We start from the raw sequence: 11,260 nt of genomic DNA, 5'->3' as shown, positions 1-11,260 counted from the left end.
TGCCCCACACGGTGAGCTCCACGGTCGCCCTCCTTCTAAGAATGTCTGACACACAATGTGTGCTTCCTGTCGTGACGCCTAAGTTCCCGACCCACCGAAAAACCAAACCGACTCAGCCGCACAGAAGTTGCCGGCGTCGATGCGGAACGGCTGCGTCGATTGGGGTGGGAGCGCGTCCACACAGGTCAGGCAACATGTTGCCCAGGGCGACGACCCCGCCTCACGGCCAAAAAATTCCTCCACCATCGACCCGCCCGGGCGGGCCTACGCCCACCCGGACGGGTGATCAAGAGGTTCGCGTCAGGATCCGGACCTCAACTGACGCAAACCTCTTGATCACCCGGACGCAGGAGGCGTCACCGGGACGCAGGAGGCGGGACCGGGGCGCAGCAGGCGGGCCCGGGACGCAGGAGGCGGGACCGGAGCGCAGGAGGCGGGACCGGGGGGGACCGGGACGGGCGCTTACTTCTTTGGGGCCTTGGTGTCGCCGGAGTCGGAGGACAGGGCGGCGATGAAGGCTTCCTGCGGCACCTCGACGCGGCCGACCATCTTCATCCGCTTCTTGCCTTCCTTCTGCTTCTCCAGCAGCTTGCGCTTACGGCTGATGTCACCGCCGTAGCACTTGGCGAGCACGTCCTTGCGGATGGCGCGGATGGTCTCCCGGGCGATGACCCGGCTGCCGATGGCCGCCTGGATGGGCACCTCGAACTGCTGGCGCGGGATCAGGGTGCGCAGCTTGGCGGCGATGGTGACGCCGTAGTTGTACGCCTTGTCCTTGTGCACGATGGCGCTGAACGCGTCCACCGGCTCGCCGTGCAGCAGGATGTCCACCTTCACCAAGTCGGACGCCTGCTCGCCGGAGGGCTCGTAGTCGAGTGAGGCGTAGCCCTTGGTCCGGCTCTTCAACTGGTCGAAGAAGTCGTAGATGATCTCGGCGAGGGGCAGCGTGTAGCGCAGCTCCACCCGGTCGGCGGAGAGGTAGTCCATCCCGAGCAGGCTGCCGCGCCGGCCCTGGCAGAGTTCCATCACCGCGCCCACGTAGTCGTTGGGCGTCAGCACGGTGGCCCGCACCACCGGCTCGTACACCTCGGCGATCTTGCCGTTGGGGTACTCGCTGGGGTTGGTGACGACGATCTCGGCGCCGTCGTCGGTGATCGCCCGGTACACCACGTTGGGGGCGGTGGAGATCAGGTCGAGGTTGTACTCGCGCTCCAGCCGCTCCCGGATGATCTCCAGGTGGAGCAGGCCGAGGAAGCCGCAGCGGAAGCCGAAGCCGAGCGCGCCGGAGGTCTCCGGCTCGTAGTCCAGGGCGGCGTCGTTGAGCTTGAGCTTGTCCAGGGCCTCACGCAGGTTCGGGTAGTCGGACCCGTCGATCGGGTAGAGGCCGGAGTAGACCATCGGCTTCGGGTCCTTGTAGCCACCGAGCGGCTCGGCCGCCGGCCGGGCGTTGATGGTGACCGTGTCACCGACCCGGGACTGCCGGACGTCCTTCACACCGGTGATCAGGTAGCCAACCTCGCCGACGCCGAGCGCCTCGGCCTTGACCATCTCCGGCGAGATGACGCCGATCTCCAGCAGCTCGTGCACCGCACCGGTGGACATCATCTTGATCCGGTCGCGGGCGCTGATCCGGCCGTCGATGACCCGGACGTAGGTGACGACGCCGCGGTAGACGTCGTACACCGAGTCGAAGATCATCGCCCGGGCGGGCGCTTCGGCGTCGCCGACCGGCGGGATGAACTGCCGGACGATCTCGTCGAGCAGGTGCGGCACGCCCTCGCCGGTCTTGCCGGAGACCCGGATGCAGTCGGCGGGGTCGCCGCCGATGAGGTGGGCCAGCTCCTCGGCGTACTTCTCCGGCTGGGCGGCCGGCAGGTCGATCTTGTTGAGCACCGGGATGATGCGCAGGTCGTTCTCGAGCGCCAGGTAGAGGTTGGCCAGGGTCTGCGCCTCGATGCCCTGCGCGGCGTCGACAAGCAGCACGGCGCCCTCGCAGGCGGCCAGCGACCGGGACACCTCGTAGGTGAAGTCGACGTGCCCCGGGGTGTCGATCATGTTGAGCACCGCGTGCTCACCGGCCCGCTCGCCCTCGCGGATGGTCCACGGCATCCGGACGGCCTGGCTCTTGATGGTGATGCCGCGCTCGCGCTCGATGTCCATCCGGTCCAGGTACTGCGCGCGCATCTGCCGCGGGTCGACCACGCCGGTGAGCTGCAACATCCGGTCGGCCAGGGTCGACTTCCCGTGGTCGATGTGGGCGATGATGCCGAAGTTCCGGATGCGACCGGGGTCGGTGGCACCAGGGGCGTTCGCGCCGGGATCGAGCTTCGGTGGCACAGCGGTCCGTTCTGGTCGGCTGACGTGAACAGGCCGGCGCACCGCCGGCCCCCTCCATGTTCCCACGCCGCCGGGGTACGCCCACTGCGCGGGCGACGGATCGGTCCCGAGGACCTCTCACTCCAGGGGCGGCTCGACGAACAGCGCGGCCAGCCGGGGCAGGCGGCGGCGGGCCTCCTCCTCGTCGTCGAAGTCCCAGAAGTCGTTGAGATCGGGCGTACGCACCGGCTCGCGGTCCTCCGGCAGCTCCGACGCGGTGGCCTTGCGGTACGCGTCCCAGGGCACCGAGAGCATCTGCTCGGCGGAGAACTCCTCCCCGCTGAGCGAGGCGGCCCGCACCTGGGGCAGTTCGGCCAGCGAGTCGGGGTCGCCGACCGCGCGGGCGAAGACCGCCCGCCCCTGGGTCATCAGCCAGCCCCGGAAGTGCTCGAAGCCGTCCGCCGACGCGCCGCCGTTGATCAGGTACGCCGCGCCCCACAGATCCGCCTTGTGCGAGGCCGCCAGCACCCGCCGCTGGTGGTGGGCGTACCCGACGATGTCCTCCGGGTCGCGCTCGGCGAGCAGGGCGACGGCCCGCGCGGCGACCGGCCCGGGTTCTCCCCCGCCTCCGGCGCGGGCCTGGTCGATCAGCTGCCAGAAGTCCTCGGTCCTCATGGCTTGGCAGTCTGGCAGTGTCGCCGCGCGCCGCGCACGTACCCCGGGGCAGCATGGTGGGGTGTCCTCCCCGCCGCTGCCCCCGGTGCCGTACCACGCGGGTGCGCTGCGCCCCTCGTGGCAAGACCTCCCGGCCGCGCTGCGGGCCGCGATCGCCGGGCGCCTCGGCGTGCCGGTGGTCACCGCCCGGACCGCGGCCGCCGGCTTCACCCGGGGGTTCGCCGCCGTGCTCCACACCGCCGACGGTGGTCGGGCCTTCGTCAAGGCGGCACCCGCCGTCGAGCAACCGCGCCTCGTGCAGGCGTACGCGCGGGAGGCCGCGATCCTCGACCGGCTGCCGGCCGGCCTGCCGGCGCCCCGCCTGCGGTGGACGCTGGACGAGGCCGGCTGGTTCGCGCTGTGCACCGACGCGGTCGACGGCCACGCCCCGCGCCTGCCCTGGACGCTTACCGAGCTGGACGCCACGCTCGCCGCGTACGCCGAGGTCGCCGCCGCCCTGGCCACCGCGCCGGCCGGGCTGACCGCGCTGGGCCTGCCCCAGCTCGCCGAGCTGGCCCGCGCGGACATCCTCTGGTGGGAGGAGGTCGCCGCCGGCCGGGAGCCGCTCCCGGCGCTGCCCTGCGCCGCCCGGGATCGACTGCCCGAGCTGGTGGCGCTGGAGTCCCGCCTCCCCCGGTACGCCCACGACGCGACCGGCATGATCCACGGCGACCTGCGGGTGGACAACGTGCTCATCGACGGTGACGGACGGGCGTGGTTCTGCGACTGGACCTGGGCCTGTTCCGGGCCGGCCTGGTTCGACCTCGTGGGCCTGCTGCTCACCGCGTACGCCAGCGGCCTGGACACCGACCGCCTCTTCGCCGAACACCCGGCGTCGGCGGGCGCTCCCCCGGACGCGCTGGACGCCACCCTGGCCGCGCTGGCCGGCTACTACCTCACCGGAGCGGACGCGACAGCGACCACGGCCTCCCCGCACCGGTCGGCGCACCAGCGGTGGAGCGGCGAACAGGCCCTCGACTGGCTCACCCGCCGACAGGGCTGGCGGTGACGCGGAGCCGGCCCGGCGCACGCAGGGCCGGCCTGACGCACGCGGAGCCGGCCTGGCGCACGCGGGGCCGCCTGGCGCGGGGAGGTGGAGCCGGCCTGGCGGGGGCGTAGTCTGGTGGTCGTCGGGCCGGGATGGGCCGCGCGATGACCGAGCCGTTTTGGCTCGTCCCGGGCGACCTGGTAACCTGGCTCTTCGCGCAGCGATGACGCATGTTCGTCATCCCGCGCAATAAGCTGACCAACCCGAGCTATCAAGACGAGGCTGTCGCGTGGCGAACATCAAGTCCCAGATCAAGCGCAACCGGCAGAACGAGAAGGCCCGGCTGCGCAACAAGTCGGTCAAGTCGTCGCTGAAGACCGCCGTCCGGAAGTTCAACGAGGCTGCCGAGGCCGGTGACGTCGAGAAGGCCACCGCCCTCATGCTGGACGCCTCTCGCAAGCTGGACAAGGCCGTCAGCAAGGGCGTGATCCACTCCAACCAGGCCGCGAACCGCAAGTCCGCGATCGCGAAGCGCGTGGTGGCGCTCTCCGCCTGACGACTTCACCGTCAGACTGATTCGGAAAGCCCCGGACCCTCGGTCCGGGGCTTCCGTGTGTCCACGGACAGGTCGACGGTCTGACGTGGGGCCGGCGGCCCGATCGGTGTGCCCGTGCCGGCGGCCTCGGCCGGAGGTCAGTCCAACGGGTCGGTACGGCGGGTGGGCCGCACCGGGTCGGCCGTGACCACCACCGAGGTCACCGCGTTCGAGACCCGGGCCCGGCCGACGACCGGCTCCATCTGCCGACGGAAACGGTCCCGCTCCTGCTCGGGCACGAGCGCGGCGGAACGGACCACCACGGCGGCCACCATGTCGTTGAGCTTGACCATCGCCGCCACCACCACGGGCAGCACCACCACCGCCCACCAGGTCACCAGCTCCGCGAGGGCGAGCAGCACCGCCAGGGCGATGGCGCCTTCGAAGAAGAGGAAGCAGAGCACCCCGCCGGGGTTGACGAACCGCAGGCCGAGGAGCCGGGCGTAGAGCGGCCGGTACCTCTCCTCGTCGGCGGGCATGGTGGCCCACGCCGTACGGTTCGGCCGCGTCACCGGCCGCTGCCCTGCCGGGCGGCCGCCACCGAGAAGACCGCGCGCTCCAGGGCGTACGCCCGGTCGTCCGAGCCGCCCTTGACTGCCGCGTTGCACTCGGCGGCGACCTGCATGGCCTGGACCAGCCCCTCCGGCGTCCAGCCGCGCCCCTGCCGCTGCGCCCGCTCGATCTTCCAGGCCGGCATGCCGAGACTGCTGGCGAGCTGGTACGGGTTGCCCCGCCCGGCCGACGCCACCCGGGCCACCGTACGCACCCCGTCGGCCAGGGCGTCGGCGATGGGCACCGGGTCGACACCGACGTGCAGGGCCCAGCGCAGCGCCTCCAGGGCGGCCGGCACATCGCCGACCATAGTGGCATCCGCCACCGTGAAGCCGGTCACCTCGACCCGCCCCCGGTAGTAGCGGGCCACCGTCTCGGCGCTGATCCGCCCGTCGGTGTCGGCGATGAGCTGGGAGCAGGCGGCGGCCAGTTCGCGCAGGTCGTTGCCGACCGCCGCGATCAACGCCTCGGCGGCGTCGTCGGTGCACCTGCCGCCGGACCGGCGGATCTCGTCTCGGACGAAGGCGACCCGCTCGCGGTGCCCCTTGAGCTTGGCCGCCGGGATCACCGTCGCGCCTGCCGACCGCAGCCCGTCGGCGAACGCCTTGCCCTTGGCGCCACCCAGGTGCAGCACCAGCAACTGGACGTCCGGGTCGGGATTCTTCGCGTACGCCAGGAGCGCGGCGACCAGGTCCTTGCGGGCGTCCTGACCGGAGCGCAGGATGAGCAGCCGCCGCCCACCGAACAGCGACGGGCTGAGCATCTCGGCGATCTCACCGACGGTGAGCGCACCTGCCTGGTACTCGCGAACGTCCACCTCGGTCTCGACGCTGCGGACCCGCTCGACAGCTTCGGTCACGGCGCGCGTGGCGAGCAGCTCCTCGTCGCCGAGGACGAGCAGAATGGGGGCGAGGCTGGCGGGGGTCACGTCGCCCATATTCGCACGGCCCACGGCGGGTACGGGCCTGCTCATTCGCCGCCCGGTCGGTGCAGCCCGCACTAAGCGCAAATCCAGACATTTACCTCGGTTCGCAATTTAATCCGCAAGACGGTCGCCATTTCATCAGCCGCGCTGCAATTTCCACGGCAAAACCAGCCCACTCCCGCGACGGCAGAACCGGCCCACCTCGCGACGGCAGAGCCCGCCTGCCCGCCGTCGAGTCTCACGGTGGTCGCCCGGGTCGCACCCCTCGACGGGCCACTGCCAGCCCGTCGCCGGTCCGGATCGCCGCCAGGTCACCATCGGTGTCGGTCCGCAGGACCCGGGCGCCGCCTCTGCTGAGCCGGGCCAGAAGCGGCGGGCTCGGGTGCCCGTAGGTGTTGCCCGCGCCGACCGGCACCAACGCGACGGCCGGCCGGACGGCGGCCAGAAAGCTGTCGTCCTGGTACGCCGAGCCGTGGTGGGCGACCTTCAGCACGTCCGCCCTCAGCTGCTCCGCCGCCGTCCGGGCCAGCACGGCGTGCTGCTCCTCGGTCTCGGCGTCGCCGGGCAGCAGGATCCGCACGCCGGCGACCGTGGCCCGCAGCATCAACGAATTGTTGTTCGGATCGGACCTGGTGCCGGCCAGCGGGTACGGCGGACCGAGCACGAGCAGGTCGACACCGCCGACCCGATGCAGCGCCCCGGCGGTGGTGCCGAGCAGCGTGGCCCGCCCGCCCATCGCCGCCGCGCGGACCGCGTCCCGGCCGCTGGCCGGGTCCGTCGATGGCGGGGTCAGCACGGCTGTCACCCGCCGGCCCCGGAACACGCCGGCCACGCCGCCCACGTGGTCGACGTGGAAGTGGCTGACCACGAGCAGCGGCACCTCCCGGACGCCGAGCCGGCGCAGGCACGCGTCCACCGCGCTCGGGTCCGGGCCGGCGTCGACCACCACCGCCCGGCCGGGGGCGACGGGCAGCACCAGGGCGTCACCCTGGCCCACCGCGCAGGCCACCACCACCCAACCGCGCGGCGGCCAGCCGGTGGCGATCAGCCGGACTCCGAGGGCGCCGAGCAGCGCCGCGACGGCGACGACTGCCACCAGCCGGCGCACCAGCGGTCGACGTGCGGCGACCAGCAGCGCCACGGTCAGCCCGGCCAGCAGCAGGGCGCCCCACGCGCCACCCGGCCAGGGCAGAATGCCGGCCGGGAGGCGGGCGCCCTGGCGAGCGATGACGACCAGCCACCAGGCGGGCCAGCTTGCCAGCCACGCGACGAATCCGGCCCCCGCCGGCCAGAGCGGTGACAGCACGGCGGCCGTCACGCCCAGCACCGTCGCGGGCGCGATGGCCGGCACCGCCAGCAGGTTGGCCGGTACGGCCACCAGGCTGACCGTGCCGGAGATGCCGGCGACGACCGGCCCGCAGGCCACCTGGGCGGCCGCCGGCACCGCCAACGCTTCGGCCAGCCCGGCCGGAACACCCCGGCGGCGCAGCCCGTCGCGCCAGCGCGGCGCGAGCAGCAGCAGACCGCCGGTGGCCAGCACGGACAGCGCGAACCCGGCGTCGCCGGCCAACTCGGGGTCGACCAGCACCAGGACTGTCACGGCGGCGGCCAGCGCGGGCAGCGCGGCCCGAGGTCGGCCGGCGGCCAGTGCGACGAGGCCGATCGCCCCCATCGTGGCGGCCCGGACGACGCTCGGCGACGGCCGGACCAGGATGACGAACCCCACCAGCGCCACCCCGCAGAGCAGGCCGGCGAGCCATGGGCCGGCGCGCGCCCAGCGGGCCAACAACAGCACCGCACCCAACACGATCGCGACGTTGCTGCCCGAAACGGCATTGAGGTGCGTCATTCCGGTCGCCCGAAAGTCCTCCTCGACGGCGGGCGACAGGCGGCTCGTGTCGCCCACCACCAGCCCGGGAAGCAGGCCACCCGGAGCGTCGGGAAGGGGAGCGCAGGCCCGTTGCAGGCCGGCGCGCAGCGTGCCGGCGGCGCGCTGTGCCCAGGACGGCGCACCATGACGCTCGGGGGGTCCGGTGGCGCCGAGCACCGCCGCGGTGAGATCGCCGCCGCGCGGAACGCCGAGGCGACCCTCGGCTGTCACGCGCTGACCGGGCAGCAGACCTCGCCAGCCCGGGTCGGTGGCCAGGACCAGCAGCCGCGCCGACGTCCGAATCCGCTGGCCGTCCGGACCGGTCAGCCGGATCAGCTCACTCGACACCAGCAGCATGCCGGGACGGCCGGCGGATCGGATCGGGCGCGGATCATCGCGGACAACCAGCTCGGCGCTGACCGGAGCGCGCTGCTCGGCCAGGACGCGGATCGGCGGCGCGTCCCGGACGGCCAGGCGGCCGGCGGTCGCCGCCGCGCCACAGAGCACCCCGAGGCCGACCGCGACGGCGACCCAGCCGTGCCGACGAGCGGCAGCGCGGGGGTGGCCGAGTCGGCCGAGCAGGTGCAGGGCGCTCAACGCCGACAGCACGGCCGCCGTCCCGCCCACCAGCAGGAGCGGACGGACGCCGACGTGCAGGCCGGTAAGCGCGGTGAGCCAGGCTGCCACGGCCAGCCCGGCGAGCCGGAGATCCGGCGGTGGCGTCCGGGGTCGGGCGGGGTCCGGGTGGCTCGACGGCGTGGGATGCGTGCCGCTCACACCGTCACCAGATCCTTGAGCTGTTCGTAGCGCGCGTCACCGATGCCGTCCACCTGACGCAGATCGCCGACGCCCTTGAACCCGCCGTGCTGATCCCGGTAGGCGAGGATCCGCTGGGCGAGCACCGGCCCCACCCCGGGCAGGGCGTCGAGCTGGGCCAGCGTCGCGGTGTTGAGGTTCAGCGGACCGCCGGCGGCAGGTGCTCCGCCGGCTGCCGGATCCGCCCCTCCCCCCGGCGCCGGTGGTGGCGTCACCCCGACCACGATCAACTCGCCGTCGGTGACCTTGCGGGCGGGGTTGAGCAGCGCCACGTCGACCCCGGGTAGCGGGCCACCGGCCGCCTGCACGGCGTCGGCGAGCCGGGCCCCGGCCGGCAGACGCACCAACCCGGGCCTGCGCACCTTGCCCGCGACCGCCACCACCAGCTCACCGGCCGGCGACACGCTCCCCTGCTCCGCCGAAACGGCCGGGGCCGCCGCGCCGGCCGACGGGGTTACCGGTTCCGCGTGCGGCCGGGACCGCCACGCCCAACCAGCGGCGGCCAGCACCACCACGAGGGCGACGACCGCCAACGCGCGGACGCCCCGCCGCCCCGGATCGAACGCACCCGGGCCCGGCAGCCGTGGGGCGCCGCTGTCGTCGGGCTCGGCGGGAACGTGCGCGGCCGGGTCGGTCACCGGCGCACCGACCCTGGGTGGCGGCACGCCGAGCGGGAGCGCCCCCGCGAGCGACGCCGCGCCACCCGTGGTGGCCGTCAACCGGCGCAGACGCTGACGTACCGCTGTCTCCTCGTCGTCTGACACGCCGCGACGCTAGGACGCCGGACGCCACGAGAGAGTCACCGCAGGCCCGACCTGTGGACAGCCGACGCCTCTGTGGACAACGCCCTGATCATGCTCGCGTCTGCTAGGACCGGGCCTCCCCTGGCCGTCGGAGGTAGCGACAGACGCATGGATGACGGTTAATGTTAGCGTTATCATGCGTGACGCCGTCCCCCACCACCACCGCCACCGCAAGGGGAATCCATGGACATGAAGAGAAGGCTGCACCGCCTGCTGGCCGCAGCGGGGACCCTGCTGGTCCTCGTCGCCGGGGCCGGCGTCTACGTGGTCTCCGGGACGCCCGGCGTCGCCCGCGCCGCCGGCACCGGCCCGTGCGACATCTACGCCTCCGGCGGCACGCCGTGCGTGGCCGCGCACAGCACCACCCGAGCCCTGTACGGGGCGTACAACGGCCCGCTCTACCAGGTCCGCCGCTCGTCGGACAACACCACCCGCGACGTCGGCGTGCTCACTGCCGGGGGCGTCGCCAACGCCGCCACCCAGGACGCGTTCTGCGCCAACACGAACTGCGTCATCACGGTCATCTACGACCAGTCCGGCCGCAACAACCGCCTCACCCAGGCGCCTCCAGGCGGCTTCACCGGCCCCGCCGCCGGCGGGTACGACAACCTCGCCGACGCGAAGGCGGCACCGGTCACCATCGGCGGCCAGAAGGCGTACGGCGTCTACATCGCGCCCGGCACCGGCTACCGCAACAACAACACGAACGGCGTCGCGACCGGCGACCAGCCCGAGGGCATCTACGCCGTCGTCGACGGCACGCACTACAACCAATGGTGCTGCTTCGACTACGGCAACGCGCAGACCAACGTCCAGGCCGACGAGCGCGCCATCATGGAGACGGTCTACTTCGGCGCCAACAAGCAGTGGGGCTACGGAGCAGGGGCGGGCCCCTGGATCATGGCTGACCTGGAGTGGGGCCTGTTCTCGGGGGTGAACGCGGGTTACAACAACATCGCGTCGATCAACCACCGCTTCGTGACCGCCATGGTCAAGGGCGAGCCGAACCACTGGGCGATCCGGGGTGGGAACGCACAGTCGGGCGGCCTGACCACGTACTTCGACGGCCGACGCCCCAACGGCTACAACCCCATGAAGAAGGAGGGGGCGATCCTGCTCGGCATCGGTGGCGACAACAGCATCACCGGCCGGGGCACCTTCTTCGAGGGTGTGTTGACGTCCGGCTACCCGTCGGCCGCCACCGACGACGCCGTGCAGGCAAACATCGCCGCTGCCGCCTACACCCCCGCCAGCGGCGGCAACCCGCAGCAGAACGTCCAGGTCGTGGGCGCCCAGTCCGGCCGCTGCGTCGACGTGCCGAACGGCACGACCACCAACGGCACCCAGGTGCAACTCTGGGACTGCATCAGCAACAGCACCGCCCAACGCTGGACCTACACCGCCGGAAAGCAGATCCAGGTGTACGGCAACAAATGCCTCGACGCCAACGGTCAGGGCACCACCAACGGCACCCAGGTCATCATCTGGGACTGCCATGGCGGCACCAACCAGCAGTGGAACGTCAACGCGAACGGCTCCATCACCGGCGTCCAGTCCGGGCTCTGCCTCGACGCCAACGGCGCCGCCACCGCCAACGGCACGAAGCTCATCCTCTGGGCCTGCAACGGGCAGCAGAACCAGCAGTGGGCCCTGCGTAGCTGATCAGGCCGCCGATCGCGCC

The 11,260-nt window shown here is 72.6% G+C and carries 9 protein-coding genes; 3 read left to right on the top strand and 6 right to left on the bottom strand.

Annotation, left to right across the window (positions count from 1 at the left end; genetic code table 11):
• Window positions 1-462: 462 nt before the first annotated feature.
• Window positions 463-2,337 (bottom strand): translation elongation factor 4, encoded by a 1,875-nt coding sequence (gene lepA / locus B0E54_RS19915; RefSeq protein ID WP_234586902.1) that lies wholly within the window; start codon window positions 2,335-2,337, stop codon window positions 463-465.
• A 117-nt stretch (window positions 2,338-2,454) separates the two neighbouring features.
• A complete protein-coding gene (locus B0E54_RS19910) occupies window positions 2,455-2,991 on the bottom strand; it encodes a DUF4240 domain-containing protein (RefSeq protein ID WP_234586899.1) in 537 nt (178 codons plus the stop codon).
• Window positions 2,992-3,052: 61 nt separating this feature from the next.
• Between B0E54_RS19910 and B0E54_RS19905 the strand changes: the two genes are divergently transcribed.
• Complete coding sequence (locus B0E54_RS19905; RefSeq protein ID WP_234586896.1) at window positions 3,053-4,039, top strand: phosphotransferase; 987 nt, start codon at window positions 3,053-3,055, stop codon at window positions 4,037-4,039.
• A gap of 268 nt (window positions 4,040-4,307) precedes the next feature.
• A complete protein-coding gene (gene rpsT / locus B0E54_RS19900; RefSeq protein WP_007464006.1) occupies window positions 4,308-4,574 on the top strand; it encodes a 30S ribosomal protein S20 in 267 nt (88 codons plus the stop codon).
• 137 nt (window positions 4,575-4,711) lie between these two features.
• Here rpsT and B0E54_RS19895 read toward each other — a convergent pair whose 3' ends face one another.
• The 4 genes from B0E54_RS19895 to B0E54_RS19880 all read right to left on the bottom strand — a co-directional run bounded on the left by B0E54_RS19895 (window position 4,712) and on the right by B0E54_RS19880 (window position 9,414).
• On the bottom strand, window positions 4,712-5,092 hold the full coding sequence (locus B0E54_RS19895; RefSeq protein WP_234586910.1) for a hypothetical protein: 381 nt from the start codon (window positions 5,090-5,092) through the stop codon (window positions 4,712-4,714).
• A gap of 29 nt (window positions 5,093-5,121) precedes the next feature.
• Window positions 5,122-6,102 carry a DNA polymerase III subunit delta gene (gene holA, locus B0E54_RS19890; protein ID WP_234586908.1) on the bottom strand — a complete coding sequence of 327 codons (981 nt, stop codon included), beginning with the start codon at window positions 6,100-6,102 and terminating at the stop codon, window positions 5,122-5,124.
• Between the two features lie 226 nt (window positions 6,103-6,328).
• Window positions 6,329-8,737 carry a ComEC/Rec2 family competence protein gene (locus B0E54_RS19885; RefSeq protein ID WP_234586894.1) on the bottom strand — a complete coding sequence of 803 codons (2,409 nt, stop codon included), beginning with the start codon at window positions 8,735-8,737 and terminating at the stop codon, window positions 6,329-6,331.
• Window positions 8,734-9,414 carry a helix-hairpin-helix domain-containing protein gene (locus tag B0E54_RS19880; protein ID WP_374109292.1) on the bottom strand — a complete coding sequence of 227 codons (681 nt, stop codon included), beginning with the start codon at window positions 9,412-9,414 and terminating at the stop codon, window positions 8,734-8,736. Before B0E54_RS19880 ends, B0E54_RS19885 begins: the two co-directional genes overlap by 4 nt.
• Window positions 9,415-9,762: 348 nt before the next feature.
• Between B0E54_RS19880 and B0E54_RS19875 the strand changes: the two genes are divergently transcribed.
• Window positions 9,763-11,241 carry an arabinofuranosidase catalytic domain-containing protein gene (locus B0E54_RS19875; RefSeq protein WP_234586890.1) on the top strand — a complete coding sequence of 493 codons (1,479 nt, stop codon included), beginning with the start codon at window positions 9,763-9,765 and terminating at the stop codon, window positions 11,239-11,241.
• The last annotated feature ends 19 nt before the right edge of the window (window positions 11,242-11,260 follow it).

The sequence above is a fragment of the Micromonospora sp. MH99 genome, from assembly GCF_021442385.1.
GTDB lineage: Bacteria > Actinomycetota > Actinomycetes > Mycobacteriales > Micromonosporaceae > Micromonospora.
The sequence above is the reverse complement of the archived record's forward strand: the minus strand, read 5'-3'. Positions and strand labels throughout refer to the sequence as shown.

What these genes read in the sequence shown, in the direction of transcription:
- B0E54_RS19895 (WP_234586910.1), bottom strand. Translation starts at nt 5,092, where the DNA reads ATGCCCGCCGACGAGGAGAGGTACCGGCCGCTCTACGCCCGGCTCCTC.
- B0E54_RS19910 (WP_234586899.1), bottom strand. Translation starts at nt 2,991, where the DNA reads ATGAGGACCGAGGACTTCTGGCAGCTGATCGACCAGGCCCGCGCCGGA.
- holA (WP_234586908.1), bottom strand. Translation starts at nt 6,102, where the DNA reads ATGGGCGACGTGACCCCCGCCAGCCTCGCCCCCATTCTGCTCGTCCTC.
- B0E54_RS19875 (WP_234586890.1), top strand. Translation starts at nt 9,763, where the DNA reads ATGGACATGAAGAGAAGGCTGCACCGCCTGCTGGCCGCAGCGGGGACC.